The sequence below is a fragment of the Paenibacillus litoralis genome, assembly GCF_046244365.1.
In the GTDB taxonomy this organism is placed as follows: Bacteria; Bacillota; Bacilli; order Paenibacillales; family NBRC-103111; genus Paenibacillus_V.
In genome coordinates this window covers 2,534,664-2,557,602 of record NZ_CP176395.1, presented here as the reverse complement: position 1 = coordinate 2,557,602, position 22,939 = coordinate 2,534,664, and the positions used below count along the sequence as shown (strand labels likewise).

The window sequence follows — 22,939 nt, the reverse complement described above, 5'->3', positions numbered from 1 at the left end:
AGCGGGAGTTCAACCGTTCCCTTCACGCCTTAACCGGCTCGGGCCATTGCAGCTCGACGGTCGCCGGTTCGCTTGCCGTTCCGTCATAGCCGACCGCAACAAGCTCAAGCGTTGTCGACCGTTCATGTCCCGCCCTTTCGAGCAGCTTCACGTAGTAGACGTCATCGAGCATTCTGCCGACCGCCTCCCGTTTCCCGTCGGGCTTCATCCGGTAAAGATCGTAGTACCAAACGCCCGTTTGGCACAAATCCCAGGATACGAACAATTCCGCTTTGTCCGCTTCGATAAAAGCTTCCTCGACCGCTAACCCGGTGGGCGCCGCCGGAACCCCGGAGCAAGCATTCGTTAGCGAAAGCTGCCCGATATGGATCGTAAAATCGGTTTGCGTCTCCGACTCGAACCGCATGCCGATCGTCGCGATCGTCCTACCGGCAAACTTCCCAAGATCGAACGAAGCGGTTCGCCAAATGACGTTTGTGCGACCGCAAACGTCGAGCCAAACGAAGGTTTCGGGATTGTCCTCGAACATAAGGCCGACCTGTATCGTGCCCGGCGCCTCCATCCGATCCATTCTATACGTAACGGTCAGCGTAACGTCGGCGGCTGCGAGCAGCTTCGTTTTGAACAGTCTCAGCTCTGTCGGATTCGCCGGTCCCAGAACGCCGGTAACCTTAAGCGAAGACCCGCCGTCATAAGCGGTATCGTAGTCGAATGAGGCGGTAAGCGGATCTTCCGGTCCGAAGCTTGTCGCCCACCACTGCCAGCTAGGCAAAATATCCTGTATACCCGCGTTGCTCCATTCCCTCATGCCTGCTGCCTCCCCATTCAAGAAAAACGATTTGCCGTGCCCTGTATTGAACCGGGTAACGAACGGATACGAACCGATGACCGACCGCTCGGGTATGTAATGCGCGACTCCGTCCCAGCAGCGGTATTCCTCCGGATTGACGGCATGGTACGGATCCGGGTACCAGTGATAGAGCGTGCGGACGGTCTTCGCCGGATTTTCATGCTGTCCCGACCAGTACCGCCGTTCCCTCCGAAAAACCGCTTCCTGATCCATGGGATCGTGCTTGTTCGCGTACCGGTTCCAGACGAAATCGGTGCCGAACAGCGCCCAACCTGTTCTCGGAGGCTCGCCCTCCGGGATTATCCACTGCGGGTCGTAAGGCGGATTATAGCCGTACTTATCGTTTTCGGTTCCGGCGAACAGCACTTGCAGCGGATCGAGCCCGATGCTTTTGGCGTATTCGTTCGAGGAGAGCAGCCGGGTGTCGCTCCAGGCATAATTGACGAACATGCTGCTGTTGACCGGCTGGCCGTTGTCCGTGATCCATGGCGCGTTTTTGTCGTTGAACTGGTTTTGATAGTTGAGCGAACCGTCAGGCAGCACAGCGTCGTACCACTGCAGGTGAAAAGGAGCCCGCGCTTTCATGCGCATATATTTGATCATGTCCATCAGCTTCGCGGCATGCTCCGGTGCTACTCTCGCTTCCTGATTGATGAAATAGCCGTCGAAGCCGAAATACGCGGCCATTTCGATCAATTTATCCGCGATCGGGAACGTACCGTCCGGCTTCCGTTCCACCCAATCCGCGAATTCCACATCCCTCGGCCAAAACCAGCATCCGAGGCTCAACACGCCGTTCCGGTGCGCCGCATCGGTGTAGGCGGGATTCGGCAGGTTGATGACGCCGTATACCGGATCGTCTTCCGGGGAGTCCGGAACCGGCAAGCCGTGCCAGGAACCGTACAAATCCGTATACTGCCAGAACTTGTGCAAATTCCGGCAAAACGCGTCGGCATACCGGTAGCTCTTTCGCTCCTTGCTGTAATCCGCCGACAAGTTCATCACCTGCGGCTCGGCGCTTAGCGACGGCTTCGCTTGCGTAGGAACAAACGGCGCGATCCGCTTGGCCAGCGGAACCCGCGACCGAAAATATTTGGCGTCCTTGTCGTTTTCCGGACTCCACGTTTTGACATCCTCGGCGTTGTAGCCATGCATGCGCGGCTGGCGCGAACCCGCCGCCGCTCCCGCAGGAGCTTGCTGTTTGACATGTTCTGACACAATGGCACCCCGATTCTGTAGAAGTCTGATTGGCGTACTTCTTTACTGACCTGGCGAACGCTGCTTTCCGTTATTCCACCAGCCCGGCCCGTTCCACGCTTTCGACAAAAAATCGCTGGACGAGGAAAAAGATGACGAGCGGCGGCAAAATGACCAGGAAGCTGGCCGCCATTTTAATCGATTCGATCATGACTTCCGGAGCATCTTCCTTCGTCAGCATCGCTTTGATACTCGTATCGAGGCGCGACATTTGCAGCGCCAGCGGCACGTCGTTCGCTCCGGACAGAAACATGCTCGGGAAATACGTGTCGTTCCACGTCCAGACGAACGAGAAGATCGAGACGACGAGAATGGCCGGCTTCGCCAGCGGGAACATCACCTTCCAATAAAACCGGAATGCGCTGGCTCCGTCGATTTTGGCCGCCTCCTCCAGCTCCTTCGGCTGCGTCATGAAAAACTGCCTGTAAATAATGACGAACAGCGCGCCTTTCACCCCGAAGCCGAAAATCGAGGGGATCAAGATCGAAACCAGATGGTTTTGGAAGCCGAGTTCGGTATACATCATGATGAGCGGCAGGATGGTCACTTGAGGCGGAATAATGAACGCCATAATCAATAAGAAGAAGAGCAGCTTTTTTAGGCGGAACTGCATTCGCGCAAGCGCGTAGCCCATCATGCCGCATGTGATGACGTGAAAAAAGGCGGACAGTCCCGATACCGCAATGCTGATGAACAGCGTACGGCCGTATTGAAGGGCGTTCCACGCTTTAGCCAAATGCCCCCAATACAGCTCGCGGGGAATCCAGGTGACGGCCGGGTTCACGAGATCCCGGTGGTTCATCACCATTTTCACGAGCATTTTCAGCACCGGATTCAAGTAGATGTAGGATGTGATGATCAGAATCCAGTACAGAAACAGCTTGAAGAGCAGTCCCCGGTTCAGCTCCCGGCCCAGGATCAAGTAACGGGCGTTGCGCACCCCGCTGTCCATGACCGTCCGTTTCCATTTGGCCGGATTCAGCTTAATTGCGGTTATTTTGAACGAATTCGTTTTCCCCTGCACCGCATAACCTCCTTCCTTATCCCCCACAAAGTGAAGCAAAGCGTTGCAGCCTATTCCGATTACTTTGCGGGGAGCCCCAATTTAACCCCACAAAGTGAAGCAAAGCGTTGCAGCCTATTCCTATCTCCGATTTCCGACTCCCAACAGCCTACCTGCTTTTATTCAAGCGGTTGTAGAGCAGCAGCAGGATGCCGAGGAACGCGACGACGACGAGGAAATAAATCCAGGCGAGCGCGCTGTTATAACCGTAGTTGCCGCCGCCCGTGTTGATCAGCTTGATGACCGGGTTGTACGGGAACGTGAACATGTCGACGACCGTGTAAATAAGATTGAGCAGAATGAACGGCGACATGGCGGGAAGCGTGATTTTCCAGAATACTTCCCATGGCGATGCCCCGTCGATTCTGGCCGACTCGTAGGCGGATTTGGATATCGTCTGTCTGCCGGCGAGAAAATTAAGGATTTGAACGCCGGAATACCATAGGATGAGCACGAAGCGGTTCAATACTTCCATAATCGGCTTCGTCCATGAGCTGTTGCCGAGATACTGGTTCAAATAATCGCCGATCGAGTACCGTTCGAGGAAGCCCAGCGATCCTTCGCCCTGATTGACGAACTCCGTCAAAATATACCCCGACGTGAAAATGATCGGCAGAAAAAACATCGCGCGGAACAAAATCCGGCCGGGAAAGTTCTGATTGAGCAGGATGGCGATAAACAGCGAAAACACCAGAATGACCGGAATCATGAGGACCGCTTGCTGGAAAAACGGGATCAGTTCGTCGTAAAATACCGAGCTGCCGAGTAAAATTTCTTTGTAATATTTCAAGCCCTGAAAATCGTATTTGAAGGCGGTCGGGAGGACGAGCACTTTATGGAAGCTCATATAGAGCGAAAACACGAGCGGGAACGCCATAAACATCAGAAATCCGAACACCCACGGGGCTACGAACAGATAAGGTTCGAAACGGCGCACGACGGTGCCGCCCATGCTTTTTAGCTTTCGCACCATTACTTCCCTCCCGGTATGACGGCGAAATCTTTCGCCGCTACGCGAATGCCGCCCTTATCGTAATCGGAAGCGTTGTAGTTCACGATAATCCGTTTGCCGTTCGCATAAACGGTTTCCTTGACCCCGTCCTCGAGCGTCCGGTGACTGACCATAAACTGGTCCTGCACGTCGCCGAGCGCCTTGTTGAACCGCTGGTACTGCTTCACGATTTCTTGCGCCCAGTCCTTATAATTCGTGCTGTAGTACAAATACTTGAGCGACTTCGAGCGGAGCAGCTCCTGCGACTTGGCATAGGTCAGAACGAAGGAAGGGAACGCGCCGAATTCGATGTTCGTGAGCAGCGTTTTGTTGTAGTTGTCAGCCAGATTCGCGTAGCCCGATGAATAAGTGATCAGCCCATGGAGCGCCATTTGCGCGAACGGAACCGTTTCGCCCACGAACAGGTCGAACGAATATTCGTCCGGCAGAGCATACGCGTGCTTCGCATATTTGTTGACGTAAAAGTTGCCGCCCATCGCATCCGCCCGTCCAAGCTCGGCGATCGTCTCCTGAAAAATGGCGTCCTGCAGCTCCATCGTCTCGGTGCGGGTTGCCGCGTATTTCTCGTTATAGTCGCTGCTCAGGATCGAGCCGACCGAGCCGCCGTACATCATGCCGTCGACGCCGAGCGCCTTCGCTTTGCCCAAGTCGTCTTTGATGACCTGCTGCATGAAACGCGGACTGACGAACGGCATCCGCTCGCCGATGATGACGGAGCAGAGATCCTGCAGCGCGTCGCGGCTTTTGCGGAAGCCGTCGCGGCCCGTATTGTTCCAGGAATACGAGCTGCCGTCGAGCGTCACCGTGTGGCCTTTCGAATGAGCCAGCTCCGTAAACTCCCGCATGCCGCCGTTGCCGCCCAGCTGTCCGTCCAGCGGGAAATGGCCGCCGTAATCGCTGAAGCCGCCCTTTTGCCAGCCGGTGTAGACGATCGACATGCGGTTAACGCCCATCCCGCTCAGCTCGTTCACGATATCCTTCGCCTGCGAAGTCGTCGTAAGAGGCAAATAGGAATCCCAGATAAACCCTTTTTCCGTGTCGGATCCGATTAGCGTCACCGGCAAGCTGATTGCGGCGCCGTCGGTCTTGAGCTGTTTTAGCCCGTCTTCTTCCATTAAATAAGCGCGGTAGCGGTTCGCCATCCCCGAATAATCGGCGGCCGATTTGTCGAGAAAATAGTACCGTACGATGCGATCCTTGGCCGCCCTATCCTTCGTATGCGTCCAGACGCCGGTCGTTTTGCGCGTGTTGGTCGGCATGTACGTTTTGAACCGGTAGCCGTGCTCGGCCGTTATCCAGTTGTATTGGCTGAACGACTTGGACGGAGCCGCCGTTACGCTGGCATATTCCGCGCCGTCCTGCACGACCGCCAGCATCGCGCGATCACCGGACTTGATGCCGAAGACGGGCATGCGCACCGGGCCTCGGAACGATAAGGCGTTGTTGAAGCTGTACGCCATGTCTTCGCCGTAAATCCGTTCGTTGTAAAAGTTGTTCGTCGTGCTGGGCCGATCCTTCTGAAACTTGATCAGAGCGCCGGGACCGTCCGGAACGAACAGGTAGCCGTCCTCGCTATCGGACGTCTCGGCCCCGAGGAACGGATACAGCCGGATCGCGGCGATCCGCGCATCGGGATCCTTTTGGCCTTTGTTTTTGTCCTCGAACGCCTTTTTCTCCTCGGCCGTTTTGGCGTCCTTCAAACCCTTCTCGAGGATACGGGTTTCCACGTAGTCGTCCTTCAAGGAGACCTCGACCGGGATGGTGAAGCCGATACCCGGCATCGTGAAAGTCAGCTTGAATCCGTTTCCTGTTATTTGGAAATCCGCGATGCTGCCCTTCTGCTCCGTCAAATTCGTTTCCTTGACGATGTGCTGCTGGACGTTGAATTCCACGTACCGGATATAGAGCGGCGATTGCAGATGCACCTTCCACGCACCCGTATTTTCCGCATCGATCCAAGTGTCCGGATTCGGGTACGACCGCCAGACGTTCCCGCTCCGCTTGTCGACGACGAGAAAGTGACCCGACCCTTCATGCACCTTCAGCTGCAGCACCGCATTTTCCGCCGCCGTCTTGAAGGCATTCTCCGCCGGAAACAAGCCGTTCGCGCCTACGGATTTCGCCTGCGAACCTGCGGCCTCCGCCGGCGTGCCGCCCGCGGCACCCGCGGTTCCCGGCGACTGTGCGCCGCCCGGTTGGGCGCTGCCTGGGGCAGCCGCTGCACCGGCCTTCTGCGCACCGGCGCCCCCGGTTTGCTGGACCGGCGTGCTTGTTGCCGCGGCTGCCGATTGTCCGGCTGAGCCGCTTTCCGCCGCCTGCGAGCTGACGACCGTGAACACGCTCATGGTGAGAACGAGGGCGATCGCGAGAAATCGTTTCGATCGAATATAGGACTTCACATCGACACCTCCTGGTACACCGTAAATACGAACTCCCGAAGCTCGGAGGTTAAACCCGTCGTGATCGAAACGAGCACCCACATGATCGCCATTGCGACCGCGGTAAGCGATATATTCGCTACCGTTTCACCCACGCCGTAGTTTTGCAGCGCTTGGATTTGCCAGAAGAAGAGCAGCGCGCACCAGATGTACATCGCCGATTCGAAAAAGCCGTAAATCGACTGCTCGCTAAGCGTCATCACATTGGACAGCAGCGCCAGCGGGAGTCCGAGCAGCACGATCGGGAACAGCGCATAGGCGCTGCCGACGAATACGTCCTTGAAGCGGGCTTCGCCGTATTTGATCGTGCCGATCAAATAATTGCAGATGACCCAGGTTATCCACGTCATGCCGAATACGAAAATGAAATTGCTGTTCCGGTTCTCGGCCGCCACCGGCTTGAACGCGAAGCTCGTATAATATTCCTTGATCAGAAGGACCGCAACGACGGCGCCCAGCAGCAGAAACGCGCTCAAATAGCTTCCTTTGTTGCTGTACCGCAAATCCGTAAATCCTTCGAGCGGCTGCTTCAAAATCGTGAACGCATGCCTCAACTGCTGAACGAGCGGCTGCTTGCTCCATCTGAAGCTGCGTTTGCCGGCCTTCAGAAACGGGAGCTTCGAGCGGAACCTGCCTGCAACCAGTACAAGGATGGCTAGGGTAAACAGCGTATTGGCGATCCATGAAAAGTTGCCTTGAAACCAAGCGAGCCGAATCTGCCAGAACGAATCCGAATACCCGGAGCCGGATCCCGCCAGCTTATACAGGTCGAGCGCTTCCTTGTAGGCTCCCTTGTGGAAAGCCGCCTGCGCGAGTCCCAAGTATGCCGGGGAGTACAGCGCGTTCAGTTTCAGCACTTCCTGCCAGTGCAATTCGCTTTCCTCGTATTTGCCTTCCTGCGACAGCTCGGTCGCCTTGTTGAGCGCGACGCCGAACTCGGTCGGCTCCAGCACGTGAATCATGTTCTGCGAATCGTCCAAAATAAACAGTTCGTTCTTCGAATTCGCGGCTACCGAAACCGGGCTTTGGCTCAAGCCGAGCTGCGGCTTGCCGAACGTAACCGGTCCCGACCAGCTGAGCAGCAGCTTCCCGTTCGGGCCGTATTCGCTTATGTTGTTGAACGTTTTGTCGATGGCGATCAGATTGCCGTTCTTGTCGACCGCGACGTCGGTCAGCTGAGGCTTCAGCTCGTTTTTGGGATCGGCCGGCGTTTCGCTCCTGACGAACCGGATACGCGCCGAAAAATCGATGCTTTTCCACTGGTTCTCCCCGCGAATGTTCAGCTTTTTGACCTGTTCGCTCTTGCCACTCGAAACGGTGTAGATGAACCCCAGCTCGTCGATGAAAATATTGCGGATCGTCGAAGGCAGCGTGCGGATTTGCCGGCTCTGCTGCTCCTCCGTATAGAACGTTTTGCGGATGATTTCCATAAAGCTTACTTCCGTCGCGTTCGCGCCGTAAAAGCCGTAGAAGTTCCCCTTCGGATCGAGCTGGACGACCCCCTGATAGCTGCCGTTCGAAATGACGTACAGGAAGCCTCGGCCGTCCACCACCATATTCGTCGGCTCGTATTGAAACGAATCGTTGATGTAGTTCGATTGGGGTCTCGCGAACTCTTGCAGGAACGCGCCGTTCTTATCCAGCTTGATGATCCGCTTATTGCCCGTATCCGCGATGTAGATCGTTCCGTCGCCAGTTACGAAAACGCCGTGCGGTTTGTTCAGCTTGCTGTCCGGCACGTCGATGACGCGAATGAATTTCCCCGAGGCGTCCAGATGAACGACCCGGTTGTTATCCGTATCGGCGATATAGATTTCGTCCTTTTTGTCGATAAACAGATCCTGCGGGCGCTTGAGCGGCGAATATTCGCGTACGGTCTTGCCTTTGTCTTGGCGCATCACATAAATGTCGTTCGCCAGCACTTTATCCGGGTAGTACGCGGCCTGGGTCCGGATCAAATGATTGAAACCGTCTTTGCTGAACGTCTCGAACGGCGGCTCCGCAAGGCTTGCGCCCGGGAAAAGCGCGGCCAGGAGCCAGATCAGCCCGAGAACAAGCAATGCGCGTTTGCCGGTACGTCTTCTCATCCCACTTCCCCCTGCCTACTTGATTCCCGAGTGCGCCATCGTCTGGATGACCTTGCGCTGCGAAAACAGGAATATGATCAAGTTCGGAATAAACATTAGCAGCGACGCTGCGGCGGCGGCCCCTTGCCGGGCTACGCTGTTCGCCAAATTCGACGTTAACGAGTTTACGTAGAACGGGAGCGTCTTCATCGCGTCGTCCTGCATGAACAGAGCGGATGTATCCGCATTCCCCCACGCGGTTTGAAAAGCGAGAATCGTAATCGTCGCAATGGCCGGCGTCACGATCGGCACGACGACCCGGATAAACACGTTCCATTCCGACGCTCCATCCAGCTTGGCGGCTTCGAGCAGCTCGTTCGGAATTTGATCCATGAACTGCTTGAGCAGGAACACCCCGACCGGCAAGGCAAGCAGAGGCAGCACATGCCCCATGTACGTGTTCATAATCCCCAAATATTTGACCACGATATAACGCGGAATCCCCATCGTTTCCACCGCGATCATCAGCGACAGCAAAATGAGTCCGAAAATCAGCGTCCTGCCCGGAAACCGGTGCTTGGAGAGCGGATACGCGCACAAGGCGCCGAAAATGACCATGCCGACCGTAGCCAATATCGTGACGATGATGCTGTTGAAAATGAACCTCGTCACCGGCAGGAACGTGTCCTGCGTGGCGTTCAGCAGATCGTAAAAGTTCTGAAACGTCGGCTGCTGCACGAAAAACGTCGGCGGGAAGAGAAACAGCTCATGCAGCGGTTTGAACGCATGGTTGAAAATATAAACGAGCGGCATGAGCATAAACACGGCCAGCAGCGTCAGAAAGACGAGAAACCAGCGCTGGGTGCCGTCAAGCTGCTTGAAGTCGTTTACGTAGACCGACAGCCACCTCATTCTCAGCTTCATTCTCATTCCCCCTCCTTCGGACCGAGTAAATACCACAGAAACCGGCTCATCATAATCGTGACGAACAAGAGCACGATCGAGACCGCGCTGGCATAGCCGAGCTCCAGCCGGATGAACGCAAAGTCGTCGATATGGTTGGCGAAAAGCTGGCCGGAATAGTCCGGCGTCGGATTCATCCCCGACAGCTGCGTACCGATGCCGCCCGATTTGAGCGTATTCACGATCGAAATAATGGCGGCGAACAGCATTTGCGGCTTCATCATCGGGATCGTGATGTACCAAATTTCCTGCAGCCTGCTGCGGATGCCGTCGATTCTCGCAGCCTCGTACAGCTGCTTGTCGATATTGAGAATGCCGGCCAGAATGGCGAGAAATCCAAGCCCCATGCTCGCCCAGATCGAGACGAGAATCATGACCGGCATCAAATAGCCTTTATCGACCGTAAACAGAATCGGCTGCTCGATCAGCCCGAGGTTCAGCAAAAAGTTATTGATATACCCCGTCCGGTCGCCCGTGAACATAACCTGCCAAACGACGACCATTGCGATGCCGCCTGTAAGCGAAGGGGTGTAAATCGCCAGCGCGTACCAAACGCGCATCGTCGAGGGCAGCTGAGCGATAATCCAGGCGAGCAGGAAGGCTAATATGTAGCCGACCGGCCCGACGAACAGGGCGAATTTAAACGAATTGGGAATGACGTGCTTGAGAAATACGATGTCCTGCGAAAACAGGTTTTGATAGTTGGACCAGCCGATCCATTGCGGGAACTCGATCGAGTTGAAGCGCGTGAAGCTCAGCAGAACGCCGGCAATGACCGGAACCGTAATGAACAGGACGAACATGATGAGAAAAGGCGCCATGAACAAGTAGGAGAGTCTGCTTTTCCAAATGTCGCTAAGAAATCGTTTGAACTTCATTTGCACCTTCTCCGCGTAACTCGGCTGCTGCCGGGCAGCGACTTTCGGATGCACTATTTCCTGGACGTTATTTGACAAGCTTATCCACCCCTTTCCACGGCTCCGTTACGAACGGGAGGTCGAGCGTCTTCAGCACTTCGCCCTGTTCGCCGATAATGTGGAACTCCTGCTGCTTCCGCGCCAGTTCCCGGTTGATTTCGATAATGGCGTTCTCCAGCGCGATCCGGTAGTTGACGCCGTCCACGACGGTCTGGTTCCAGGCAAACCCGATTTGCCTTCCCGTCATGTAGCCGCCGGGCACGTTCGGAATTTCCTTGATCCATCTCCATTGATCCAGGATGACGTTCAAGTCGTCCGGCCGCCAAGGCATGTTCGCGAAGGCTTCGGCGTTGGACGTATTCCAGCGGAACGTATCGCCGTGGAACTGCTCCAGGTTGAGGCCGTATTCCGTTTGCGTCTCCGTGGACAAATACCATTGCAAAAACTTCCACGCCTGCTCCTGCTTTTCGGGTTTCGCCGATTTGAACAACATCGCGTTGGACGGATTCGAGCCGCCCATCCACCGTTCGATTGTGCCGTTCGTGTTTTTCGTGCCTGGAACGGGAGCGATTCCCCAGTCGTTTGCGATTTCCGGAGCTGCCACGAGCAGCTGCATATACATGTTGAAATCGGCGATTCCGATCGGCATTTCGCCGCGCCGGAACTGGTTATAGAAGCTTTGCACCACACGGTCGAGCCCTTGCACGTTATAGAAATCGGTCCACTTCTTATAAGCCTGGAACGACTCCGGCGTGTCGAGACCCGTCTTCAAGCCGTCCTTTGCATACAGCTCGACGTTGTTCTGGAAGAAGATCGGCGAGAAATCCGCCGGCTCCATGTAAAAGTTGTATTGGTTCTGCAGCAGTGTCGGAATCATCTGATACACGTCGTCCCACGTATTCGGCACCTTCAAGTCCAAGCCTCGCAAGATGTCTTTTCGGTAAAACAGTACCTTAAAGCCGATCGTCTCCGGCACGCCGTAATACCCGCCGTCGTAATAGAAAGGCAGCAGCGTGCCGGGACTGTATTTCGCGAAAATGTCGTCCGCCCCGGGCAATGCGCTCAAATTGAGCGCGGCGTTGCGCAGTGCCATATCGAACGGCATATTGCCGGGTACCCCGAGCGCGACATCCGGCATCATGCCGGCTGCATTCGCCAGCGTCAGCATTTCGGCGGATTGAATCAGGTTCACTTTAACCCTGATGCCGGTTTCCGGCGTAAACTTCTCGTTGGCAAGCTGCTGCAGCTCGTCGACGTAGTCGCGGCCCCAAACCATCCAAACGTTCAGCTCGCTACCGTCTTTCTCCGCCAGCTTGTTGCGGTCGGTGAACGAGGAAGCCAGCGAAGCGATGCTGCCGGTCATTTTTTGGAAGAAGGTCGCCTTCATTCGCGGAAAGTCTTGGCCGACCGGCGCCACATACAGTTTGTCGAGCTGCAGCGGACTGTCCGTCAGCACCGCCCGTTTGGATTCGAGCGATTCCTGGATCGTGCCGATCCGTTTCTGCGAATACGGTATTTTGTTCGGCTTCTCCAGCATCGTCTCGATTTCTTTGGCGCTGTTCTTGAACACCTGGGACACATCGTCCGTATATTTGTTAATCGCTTTCATTTGCTCAGCCAAATCGGCGAACTGCTTGCGGATCGTCCGGAGCCTGTCGGTCAGCCCCGGAATGTCTTTATCAACGTCCCATACCCGGTATTTGTCTTCCCGGTTCGACGTATCGCTTGCGGAGGAGATGATGCCCGTCACCGTACGGAGCTCAAGCATGATCGCGCGAAGCTCGGCCGAAATTTGATTGATTTGAACGACGATTGGCGTATATGGCGCATTCGTCGCTTCCATCGTCAGCGAGTGCTTGCCTTTGGTCAGGTAAAAGCCGTAAGGCTCGCCATGCTCGTTCTCGATCGTCAGCCCTTGCCAGCCGGCGGCGTACGGCATTTTGTAAGCGGCCATTTCCTGGAACGGAATCTTGCCGTCAATGGCGATCGTCCGAAACACGGCGATGTTTTTGCGCGTGTTCTGGTTGGCGCGCAGGCCGAGCTTGTAAACGCCGTCCTCCGGAACGTCGATATCCCAGGTTACCGCTTGGCCGCCCTTCGTCCACCTGGAACCGCCCAGCGTATTGAACGAGATCGTCTTCAGCGACCTCGGCGTCGTAAACGGATCGCGGTCGTAGGCGTCCTGGATCGCGGACGAATTTTTCTTGCTGATCTTCTCCGCTTCGATCGTAATCGTCTGTCCGTCCTTGGAACCGGCAGTCTTCGGATACGCCGCCTTGGCTTGGTCATAGGATGGGAGCATGGCGGGCGGCTTCAGCGTAATCGACTCGATGGCCGCAGGCTGCATCGTCGATTCGATCCGGATCGTATTGACGCCCTTCCGCAAATTCCAGCGAAGCGGCGCCGCATAAGCGCCGCTCGAATCGGCGAACGCTTTCGTTTTCCAACCGGCGATCTCGACGATTTGGGAGCGGATTTCGTTGCCGGCCATATCGTATTTCACGGGCTCCGCATCCTTGAACTCCCGGGGGAACAGCATGGATCGCGCTTCCCGGAACGGCAGCTCGCCGTTAATGCGGGCGGTCAGCGTCAAAGGCTGACGGCTGCCTCCGTCCTCCACGGTAAACGGGTGATAATCCAAGACTAGCTCGTACAGTCCCGCTTCTTCGACGTCTATGTCGTATTCGACCCAGCCCCGCCCGACGGACCAGAGAAGCACATCGTTCTTCCCTTTGTAGGCCCCGGTTCGGACGGCGGCGTCATCGGACTTCCGCGTAAACCGTTGGGCCGGGATTTTGAGCTCCCGCGACGCCGGCTTGGCGCCCCCCGCTTCCCACTGCTGCATCGCCTCCGCAAAGTACGGCTCGAGCTGCACATCGGCCTGCGCCGTCAGATCGGGTGCCGAACCGGTGCCGCCGGCTGCGGGCGCGGCTGCGGAGTCTGCATACACATTCGCGCCGCCGAACTGGGAGTCGGCTGCCGCCAAGGAAGCGATCAGCGCCGTGCACAGGGCAAGCAGGATCGTTTTCGTCTTCACGCGTTTCATCGTTCGATTTGCCACGCCTCCGGTCACCTCATTCCGTCAAAAGCATTTCGGTATCCTTGTTGAAAAACAGCGCCCGCTCCATGTTGACCGCCATCGTCACCTTCTCGCCGTCCTCGGCTTGGAATCTTTCGTGGGCGCGGGCGACAATCGGCTTATCGGACTTGCAATCTATATGGTAGTAACGGTCGGAGCCGACGAATTCGTTGAACTTCGAGTAGCCGGTAATGAGCGAATGCGGATAGGCCTCGATGCTAATCGGTTCGAAGCTGATATGCTCCGGACGAATGCCCATCACGACCGTACGGTCGAGCAAGTTTTGCGGCCTAAGCTCGCTTGCTTGTTTAGGCGTCAGCCTCAGTGCGAAACGGTTCGTATGGAACTCAAGTTCGCCGGCCGTTTCCTGCAGCTTTCCGTTGATGAAATTCATCGGCGGGTTGCCGATAAAGTTGGCCACGAACAGATTGATCGGCCGCTTGTACACCCGTTCCGGCGTGTCTACCTGCTGAATGATTCCCCGATTCATGACGACCACCCGGTCGCCCATCGTCATCGCTTCGATCTGATCGTGCGTGACGTATATGGTCGTTACGCCGATCTTCTTGTGAAGGCTTATAATCTCCGAACGCATCTGGACGCGCAGCTTGGCGTCGAGGTTGGAGAGCGGTTCGTCCATCAGGAACACCTGGGGCGTGCGAACGATCGCCCTTCCGAGCGCCACCCGCTGCCGCTGCCCGCCGGAGAGCTCCTTCGGCTTGCGGTTCAGGAAGTTTTCGATCTCGAGCACGCGTGCCGCCCGCTTCACGGACAAATCGATTTCATGCTTGGGCAGCTTGCGGAGCCTGAGGCCGAATGCGATGTTCTCATATACCGTCATGTTCGGGTAAAGGGCATAGTTTTGGAACACCATCGAAATGTCCCGGTCTTTGGGAGGAATCTTGTTGACGAGCGTGTCGCCGATGTAAATTTCGCCCTCGCTGATGTCCTCGAGTCCCGCCAGCATACGAAGCGTCGTCGACTTGCCGCACCCCGACGGGCCGACGAACACCAGAAACTCCTGGTCGTCCACCGCAAGATTGAAGTCGTGCACGGCTACTTCCTTGTATTTGCCATAGCGCTTGAACACATGGTTGAACAAAATGCTTGCCATTGCAGGTTCCCTCCCGAAGCCGCCGATCGCACCTTGACGGCGTTTTGAAAGCGTATTCTTTAGGGAGAGCGTAACAAAAACGATGTGAACGTAGTGTGAAGGTTTTACGGACGACTAAAAGACAGGTTGGTTTGGGGAGCTGTAGGGTCGGGGGAAAGCGGAGGTTGGTCATTTTAGGTCAAGTCATTTTAGGTCAAGTCATTTTAGGTCAGAAAATACTAAAGCAGGTAATGCTAGACTATATACGCCGCGGGTTTCCCTTTCCGGTCACTCTTGCGCTCGGGAAATTCAATTAGATTACCGCCCAGCCGCGGTTATTTCCCGACTCGCAAAGGCGAACGCTAACGCTCCTCCAAGGGATACCCGCCACTCCTATAGCTTCGCATTGCCTATCCATCAACCTTTAACCACTAACCACTGACCACTAACCACTAACCATCAACCATCAACCATCAACCATCAACCAATGACCATTAACTTCTAACCTTTCCCCCCCCCTTCAAACAACTTCCCCTCCCCCGCAAAACCTTCGGGGGGAGGAGTAAGAAGAGATTACCGGCCGGCTCGCTTGTGCCAGCTCTGAACGTTCATTCACATCTTGGTGCGCTATTTTATTTGCACCAAGAAACAGCCCCCTCCCCGCTATAGGGAATAGCGGATTTTCAAGGCGCTATTTCAGAAGCTTCTACCGCTTTTTGTTGTATAGCGGACTTGGGAGGCCTTATTCTCACGATTTTCCATATGCGATAGCAGAAATGGACCGAACAACGCCTTGGAAATCCGCTATCCGAGGTATTCCGAGCAAAGCCGCCATATAACGCCTCCAAAAGTTCTTATTTACTCAACACCATTAGAATCAAGGCGAGTTCGCCCTAATGGATACAGATATGGGAAGCAGCTTATATGTGCTAGGCGCAGGCTCAACCGATGGGCATGGCTTGGGATGTACTATTGTCGGGTTGGAGCGTTAAGCAAGCGAGGGCCGTTCTACTCAACGAGGGAGGGATGTCCAAGGGCTAGACGAGGGCAAGAGAAACGCAAAGTTAGCTTCTATACGATTGGCGTAGGACTTCTATGCTGGGCGGCCGCTGGGGAAAGATGGATTTGGAACTGGGAGCTATCTGCTGAAAAAGCCCCGCACGTATGCGGGGCTTCTGGAATAATGCGGGTCAGCTCGCTTTATTCACTACTGGCAGCTTGACGCGGAACGTCGAGCCGCTCCCTTCTTTGCTGTCCACCGCAATGGTGCCGCCGTGCGCTTCCACCAGCGCTTTGGCGATGCTCAGCCCGACGCCGAGACCGCCGCTTTGCCGCGAACGGGATTTTTCCACCCGGTAAAACCGGTTGAAGATAAGCGGAATGTCCTGCTCGGATATGCCGATCCCGTTGTCCGTGCAGTACAGCGACAGCTCGTTCATATCGTCAGGCTCCGCATTTAGACCGACTTCAACCTTCCCGCCGGCCGGCGTGTACTTGATCGCGTTGGATATCATATTTGACAGCACCTGAATGATCCGGTCCGGATCGACCTCGACATTGCACGGAAAATGCGGAGGCAAGTATGTAAAATGAATGTCTTTTTCTTTGGCCATGAAAAGAAACCCTTCGTAAACGCTTCGCATGATATGCGCCATATTGACCCGCCGGATGTTCAGCTGGAAACGCGCGCCTTCCGCTTCCGACAGCTTCTCCATATCGGCTACGAGCCGGTACAGCCGGTCGATTTCGGCATAAATCCGGTTCAAATTTTCCTCGGTCGTCGGATAAATGCCGTCGATAAGCGCTTCCAAACGCGAGAGCACGGATGTCAAAGGCGTGCGCAGTTCATGCGTCAAATCCTGCATCAGCTGCTTCCGCCAATTTTCCTGCCGGTTGAACTCCTCCAGCAAATAATTAATCGCATGGGTCAGCTGAACCAGCTCGTTCGTTCCCGAAACGGGAATCGTCGTTTCCCGGTTTCCGTTCACGATATGGGTCGCCAGCTTTCCGGACGTTTGCAGCGGCTTGGCCAACCGTTTGGCGGCATAGACGCTGATCAGCAAGGAGATGACAAGCATCGCGCCGACTGTGACAATCCTCCCGTTTTTCGCGTTTCGCTTCATTTCGGAAAAATAAGGGATGTTGCCGTCGCTGCTCAAATCGTAGTTAGCGCTCAAATACCCCGTCAACGTCCCGTCCTCGATAACGGGCAGTTCAATGGCGTACGGATCCCGAAACGATGGTTCGCCGCCTGCGGAGTCGTACCAAAGCGCCACGCGATCGGGAGCGTAATACCGGACGACGGCGGAATATTGCCAAGCCGTGCTCCGCAGCCATTCCTTCTGCTCGTCCGTAAAAGGAGCGGCCAGAACCTTGGACCTCAGCGCGTAGGCCATTTTGTGGCTTTGATCCTTCAAATATTCTTTTTTATATTGCAACAACGACTTATTCCAATAAACCGACAAAGCATAATCCGAAACTAGCAGCAGCGTGATCGATAGAAAAGCGAAAACGAGAAATAAGATCGTTGACGTTCGTCTGATAAACCCGTTCGTTCCCGTCATAGGTCGTCATCCGGGACGAAGTTGAATTTATACCCGGCGCCGACCTTCGTCACGATATATTCCGGCGTTTTCGGATCCGCTTCGATTTTTCTTCGAATGTTCTTGATGTGCGCGTCAGTCGCGCGTCCGTCCCCGATAAACCGGTAGCCTTGCACCTCGTATGACAAATCGTGGCGGCTGTACAGTTTTCCGGGCTTTTTTACGAGAATCTCCAGTATCTTAAATTCCGTAATCGTCAAATTGGCCGACTGTCCGTTCACGAACACCTCTTTGGTCTCGAAATTAATAACGAACCGTCTCCGGTTGAACGACATCAGCGTCCGGATCGTCCCCGAAAGCATGTTCATCCTTCTCTGCAGGGCGTAAATCCGCGCAATCACTTCCTTCATCCGAAAGGGCTTCGTAATATAGTCGTCGGCGCCCAAGTTCAATCCGTTGATCGTGTCGCTTTCCATCGCTTTGGACGTAATCATAATGATCGGCACGTTCGACATTTGCCGGATACAGCGGCATACTTCCTCCCCAGGCATGCCGGGTATCATAAGATCGAGTATGATCAAGTCCATCTTGATCGTCTGAACCTTCTGCAAAGCTTCTTTCCCGTCGCTAGAGGTATATACGTTCCACCCCTCATTGAGCAAATAGGATTTGAGTACGTCTCTTATCGATTCCTCGTCTTCGATAATCAAAATATTCATCCCGATCTCCTCCTACAGCAATGTTGTGAGACACGCAACTTCTTAAACGGCAGCTTGGAGGCATGCCGCTTTTTTGGTGTGATTTTACTGTCTGAGCGAAACGGAACCATTATAGCATACTTTTGACTGCTGCTTCATAATTGAGTTAGACATAATAGAATGGAAAAACAACCCAATCCATAGATTCGATTTGGTATTTCTTGATATTTTCCGCCATTTGTTTTATCATCATTATATGAATATATGTTCATATGTTTGTATCCTGAAACATATCTGCCATTTTTCCTACCTAAGGAGTTGATCGGCATGCATAACGTCGATGTGTTAATCATTGGAGCCGGGCAAGCCGGACTGGCGATCGGGTACTTTTTGAAGCAGTCTTCCCTGTCCTTTGCTCTGCTGGAGGCTAATTCCGCGGTCGGAGAAAGCTGGCGGAGGCGGTATGATTCGCTTGTCCTTTTTACGCCTCGAAGGTTCTCTTGCCTACCGGGGATGCGGTTTCCGGGCGATCCGAACGGTTTTCCGACCAAAGACGAAACTGCCGATTATCTCGAGTCGTACGCCAAAAACTTTGCGTTACCCGTCCATCTCAATACCAAAGTCTTGTCGATGAGTAAAACGGAAAAAGGGTTTACCGTCGACACTGATCAAGGAAGCTATCATGCGAATAAAGTCGTTGTCGCCACAGGCCCGTTTCAAAAACCGTTCGTTCCGGCATTTGCTGCATCCATCTCTTCAGACGTAGTCCAAGTGCACAGCTCCACCTACCGGAACCCGGCTTCGTTACGCGAAGGTTCGGTTTTGGTCGTAGGCGCGGGCAACTCGGGAGCGCAGTTGGCAGTCGAGCTGGCTAAGGATAGGGATGTATTTTTATCTACTGGAGGCAGCATCCGTTTCAAACCGCTTAAGCTGCTCGGCCGGAGCATTTTCTGGTACTTCGATAAGCTGGGCATGCTTAAGGCGGATGCCTCGTCCATGTTTGGGGGCTGGCTGAAAAAGCAACCCGAGCAAGTATACGGCTACGAGCTGAAAAACCTTCTGGAACGGGGAGTTATAACGCCCATGCAAAGAGCGGTAAATGCCGAAGGCGACCGTGTCTTCTTCGAGGATGGATCGGAGCTGCGGCTAAACAACGTCGTTTGGGCGACGGGCTATCGTGCGGAATATGGGTGGATAACCATAGACGGGGCATTGGATTCACAAGGCAGACCCAACCACCATCACGGCGTAAGTCCGGTTAACAACCTTTATTTTCTTGGCCTTCCGTGGCAATCGTCGCGGGGCTCCGCGCTTCTCGGATGGGTGCAGTGCGATGCGGCGTTTCTGGCAGAGCGGCTAAGTGCAGCGATTAAAAAGTCCTGAACGGGCCGACCCGTCTACGCCAAAATAACCCGCATACCCAAAACGGTATACGGGTTATTTACAATCGGCTGTTTAACGCATCGCCGCAGCGTTCTCCGGTTTGACAGCCGGCAGCATGCGCACAATCGCCTCGACGGCTTCATCGACATTGCCGGCATCGATGTAGACGCGCTCGCTTCCGTATTGCGTAGCGGCATGCTCGTAACGAGGGTCGTAATAATGCTCGAGAAGCAGCGCAATCGCTTCGGGAAACCGGTCCGCTATCAAATGAGCCTCCATTTCGGCAGCGATCGGCGTGTGAATGCGCCGTTTAATTTGATGGAAGGCGTCGAGGCAAGCATCTTTGTGCTCCTCCGGACGATACTCCTCCATAATGTTACGTACCCGCTCCGCCGCCGGCATCCGGATGAATAACGGCGTGCCCCGCTCCTTGCCTTCCACCAGGAAGCCGGGCAGCACGGCTTTACCTACGCGCTTGCTCTCCGCTTCCAGCAGCACGAACGGGGAATCGTTCACCTCCAGCAGCTTGTGGACGAGCAGCGATTCGAACGTTTTCTGGTTGTTCGGCTTCAATCCGATTTGCCCGAAAATCGAGCCGCGGTGCTGCGCCATCGTTTCCAGATCGAGAACCGGGTAACCGCGCTCCGCAAGCCGCTGGAGAAGCTTTGTTTTGCCGGAGCCGGTGTAGCCGCTCACGACATAGCAATGGGGCTTGAACGCAAAGCGCTCCAATTCCTCCACGACCCATTTCCGGTACGCGCGAAACCCGCCGGTTAATCGGTAAACGCGAATGCCCATGAGCGACAGTACGGTCGCCGTCGTTTTGCTGCGCATGCCGCCCCGCCAACAGAAAACCGCCTTGCGCCCTTCCAGCTGGCTAAATTGCTTGATGAAGGCGGGCAGCTTCGCCGATACGATCTCAAGCCCCCGTTCCTTGGCGGCCGGGATGCTTACCTGCTTGTACAGCGTGCCGACCTGCCTGCGCTCCTCGTCGTCGAACAACGGGATGTTCAAGCTGCCGGGAACGGTCGCTTCCGCGAACTCGGAAGGCGAGCGCACGTCGATAAGCGTAAGGCCTCCTCGTTTATATTCCTCCAGCAATTGTTCGATCGTCATATCCTGAAACACGGTATCGTCCGTCCCTTCTTATGTGGGCAATGATGCCAAAACCTTGACCCGGCCTACTCGGTCACGACGATCTGCCCGGGATGATCGGCTACGATCTCGCCGATCATGGCGGCAGCCGCAACGCCCGCCTTTTGCAGATCGGCAAGCAGCGCTTCGGCCTGTTCGGCGGCGACGGAGATGAGCAGGCCTCCCGACGTCACCGCATCGCAAAGGATCCATTGATCCGTCTGATCCAGTGACGATGCGAAGGCGACCGCGCCCTGCAGATGCGCAAAATTGTTCTTCGTGCCGCCAGGTACGAAGCCCGCATCCGCTAGCTCGCGGACCCGCGGCAGCACCGGCACCTGCGAACGGGCGATGCGCACCCCGGCGCCGCTGCCCTTGGCCACCTCGGAGGCGTGGCCAAGCAAACCGAAGCCGGTCACATCCGTGCAGGCGTGGACGTCGTACGGCCCCATCGCCTCGGCGGCAGCTTTGTTCAGCGTCGTCATCACTTCGGTGACGCGCCGCACTTCCTCGGTGCTGAGCTGATCCTTCTTGATCGATGTCGTTAGAATGCCGACCCCGATCGGCTTCGTCAGGATCAGCTTGTCGCCGGGTTTCGCGCCTGCGTTCGTGCGCACCTTGTCCGGGTGAATCAATCCGGTGACCGCAAGCCCGAACTTCGGCTCGTTATCGTCGATCGAATGGCCGCCGACAAGCGTCGCGCCCGCTTCTTTGACTTTGTCGGCTGCGCCGCGCAATATTTCGGCAAGCACCTGCTTGTCCAGCGTCTTGATCGGAAACGCCACAATATTAAGCACCGTGAGCGGTTTGCCGCCCATCGCGTAAATATCGCTGATCGCGTTCGCCGCAGCCACTTGCCCAAACGAATACGGATCGTCGACGATCGGCGTAAAGAAGTCGACTGTCTGCACGAGCGCCAGATCGTCACTCAGCTTATAGACGCCAGCGTCGTCGCTCGTATCGAGCCCGACAAGCAGGTTAGGGTTCGGCTCCGCCTGCGGCAGGTTGCGGAGCACCTGCGCGAGATCGGCCGGCCCGATTTTGCAGCCGCAGCCGCCTTTGTTCGAAAGCGAGGTTAATTTTATTGCGGGATTTGTCGTCATATACGATCATCCTTTCCCTAATTCCGGTAATTGTAGTCTTCTAGCATGGGACGTTATCGGCGAGCAGGCGGGAAACATCCCGTTTGGTATGAAGCGTAGCATAGAAATGCGCAAAAAACTATTTAGGAAATCGTGAGATTAAAAAAAGGGGCCATTCGGCCCCTCGCTATCACACGTTTTATTCGGAAGCTTATCGCGCCATGATCATGTACGGCCGGATCAGCCCGTTCGGTTGAGCAAGCGCGTCTTATTAGCCGGTCAACGGGGTATTAATCTCAGCGGAATATGAACGCTATACGACCGCGCCTCCGGCGTTTCGAGTACGGCCAGAAAACAGACGACGGGCCGTCCGTTCTCCAGCAGCAGCTGCGGACGCTCCAGCCGGTGGACGGACTGAACGCGTCCGGCGCTCCAGCGCAATTCCCGCCGCATTGCCAGCGGCTTCGGACAAGGCTTCCAATTCTCGCCGTCATCCGATTCCAGCAGCGCAATCGTGCTCGGCTCTCCCTTCGTAAAATACCCCTGGAAATCTTTCATAAGCGCTAAGTAACGCCCGTCCTCGAACCAGATACAGGGATCCTCGACCGCCCAAGGATGCTCGGGATTCGCAATGTCCGGCGTCTCCCGCTTCACGAACGGGCCTGCCGGATGGACGGCGAATGCCGTTCCCGCATTGACGGCGCCACCCTTCGGCAGCGGGCCTTCGGCAACGCCTTTGTACATCATGACGATCTGTCCGTCTCGGCCGGTGCAAACGCTAGGATTGCTCGTCATGAGCCCATCCCAGGAGCCGGGCGTCACGTCCAGCACCGGTTCCTTCATGCGCCGCCAAGGGCCTGCCGGGTGTTTGGCCTCGGCGACGCCGATTCGCTGATTGTTCCGGTGCGTCCACCATACGTCGTGCAAACCGGGGTGCCTGGCATTTGGCCGGCCGTTCGTCCCCATGTAGTACAAGTAGTACTTGCCCTTATGCTCCAGAACAGCCGGATTGTGCGTGACCCGGTCCCAGTCCGCTTCGTTTCCGTCAAACAAGGTGCGGACAAACCGGTACGGGCCGGCAGGCCATTCGGACACCGCCAAGCCGATTTCCGAATGGGTTACCCATGCTTCGAAGCCTGCCTCCTCCGGCCATCTGGAGAAAAACAAGTAATAGAGCCCGTCTCCGCCCCGCACCGCGCTGCCGCACCAAACATGCCAGCCCGGCATGCCGAAAACGTTGTCCGGGCCGAGTTCTTCCAGCACGTCGGAGAAGCCGATCGTTCTTCCTATTTCCCGCAAACCCATACCACCCTCCATTTCCTGTATCATTCCAACCTCTGCGAGCGGCAGCTCCAATCCAT

Annotated in this window: 15 protein-coding genes; 1 reads left to right on the top strand and 14 read right to left on the bottom strand. The window is 55.6% G+C overall.

Going from position 1 to position 22,939, the window contains the following annotated elements:
• Positions 1–22 precede the first annotated feature (22 nt).
• From ACKGJP_RS10270 to ACKGJP_RS10220, 11 genes are all read right to left on the bottom strand, one after another.
• Positions 23–2,068, bottom strand: coding sequence for an endo-beta-N-acetylglucosaminidase (locus tag ACKGJP_RS10270; protein WP_409345558.1), 2,046 nt, complete (start codon positions 2,066–2,068; stop codon positions 23–25).
• Between the two features lie 70 nt (positions 2,069–2,138).
• On the bottom strand, positions 2,139–3,131 hold the full coding sequence (locus tag ACKGJP_RS10265) for a carbohydrate ABC transporter permease (protein ID WP_409345557.1): 993 nt from the start codon (positions 3,129–3,131) through the stop codon (positions 2,139–2,141).
• Positions 3,132–3,279: 148 nt separating this feature from the next.
• The gene (locus tag ACKGJP_RS10260; RefSeq protein ID WP_409345556.1) at positions 3,280–4,143 is read right to left on the bottom strand and encodes a carbohydrate ABC transporter permease; all 864 of its coding nucleotides are present in this window, start codon (positions 4,141–4,143) and stop codon (positions 3,280–3,282) included.
• A complete protein-coding gene (locus ACKGJP_RS10255) occupies positions 4,143–6,581 on the bottom strand; it encodes a DUF5696 domain-containing protein (RefSeq protein WP_409345555.1) in 2,439 nt (812 codons plus the stop codon). The genes ACKGJP_RS10260 and ACKGJP_RS10255 overlap by 1 nt, the downstream gene beginning before the upstream one ends.
• A complete protein-coding gene (locus ACKGJP_RS10250) occupies positions 6,578–8,707 on the bottom strand; it encodes a YIP1 family protein (RefSeq protein ID WP_409345554.1) in 2,130 nt (709 codons plus the stop codon). Before ACKGJP_RS10250 ends, ACKGJP_RS10255 begins: the two co-directional genes overlap by 4 nt.
• Positions 8,708–8,722: 15 nt before the next feature.
• On the bottom strand, positions 8,723–9,610 hold the full coding sequence (locus ACKGJP_RS10245) for a carbohydrate ABC transporter permease (RefSeq protein WP_409345553.1): 888 nt from the start codon (positions 9,608–9,610) through the stop codon (positions 8,723–8,725).
• A gap of 2 nt (positions 9,611–9,612) precedes the next feature.
• Complete coding sequence (locus tag ACKGJP_RS10240; protein ID WP_409347122.1) at positions 9,613–10,527, bottom strand: carbohydrate ABC transporter permease; 915 nt, start codon at positions 10,525–10,527, stop codon at positions 9,613–9,615.
• 67 nt (positions 10,528–10,594) lie between these two features.
• Positions 10,595–13,627 (bottom strand): extracellular solute-binding protein, encoded by a 3,033-nt coding sequence (locus ACKGJP_RS10235; RefSeq protein WP_409345552.1) that lies wholly within the window; start codon positions 13,625–13,627, stop codon positions 10,595–10,597.
• A 13-nt stretch (positions 13,628–13,640) separates the two neighbouring features.
• The gene (locus ACKGJP_RS10230) at positions 13,641–14,759 is read right to left on the bottom strand and encodes an ABC transporter ATP-binding protein (RefSeq protein WP_409345551.1); all 1,119 of its coding nucleotides are present in this window, start codon (positions 14,757–14,759) and stop codon (positions 13,641–13,643) included.
• Positions 14,760–15,928: 1,169 nt separating this feature from the next.
• Positions 15,929–17,302, bottom strand: a complete 1,374-nt coding sequence (locus ACKGJP_RS10225; RefSeq protein ID WP_409345550.1) for a sensor histidine kinase — start codon at positions 17,300–17,302, stop codon at positions 15,929–15,931.
• Positions 17,299–18,000 (bottom strand): response regulator transcription factor, encoded by a 702-nt coding sequence (locus ACKGJP_RS10220; protein ID WP_409345549.1) that lies wholly within the window; start codon positions 17,998–18,000, stop codon positions 17,299–17,301. Before ACKGJP_RS10220 ends, ACKGJP_RS10225 begins: the two co-directional genes overlap by 4 nt.
• Positions 18,001–18,306: 306 nt before the next feature.
• On the opposite strand from ACKGJP_RS10220, the gene ACKGJP_RS10215 reads away from it, so the two are divergent.
• Positions 18,307–19,362, top strand: a complete 1,056-nt coding sequence (locus tag ACKGJP_RS10215; protein ID WP_409345548.1) for a flavin-containing monooxygenase — start codon at positions 18,307–18,309, stop codon at positions 19,360–19,362.
• 72 nt (positions 19,363–19,434) lie between these two features.
• On the opposite strand, the gene mnmH is transcribed toward ACKGJP_RS10215, so the two are convergent.
• From mnmH to ACKGJP_RS10200, 3 genes are all read right to left on the bottom strand, one after another.
• Complete coding sequence (gene mnmH / locus ACKGJP_RS10210) at positions 19,435–20,490, bottom strand: tRNA 2-selenouridine(34) synthase MnmH (protein WP_409345547.1); 1,056 nt, start codon at positions 20,488–20,490, stop codon at positions 19,435–19,437.
• Positions 20,491–20,543: 53 nt separating this feature from the next.
• Complete coding sequence (gene selD, locus ACKGJP_RS10205) at positions 20,544–21,599, bottom strand: selenide, water dikinase SelD (protein WP_409345546.1); 1,056 nt, start codon at positions 21,597–21,599, stop codon at positions 20,544–20,546.
• A gap of 258 nt (positions 21,600–21,857) precedes the next feature.
• Complete coding sequence (locus ACKGJP_RS10200) at positions 21,858–22,883, bottom strand: glycoside hydrolase family protein (protein WP_409345545.1); 1,026 nt, start codon at positions 22,881–22,883, stop codon at positions 21,858–21,860.
• Positions 22,884–22,939 lie beyond the last annotated feature (56 nt).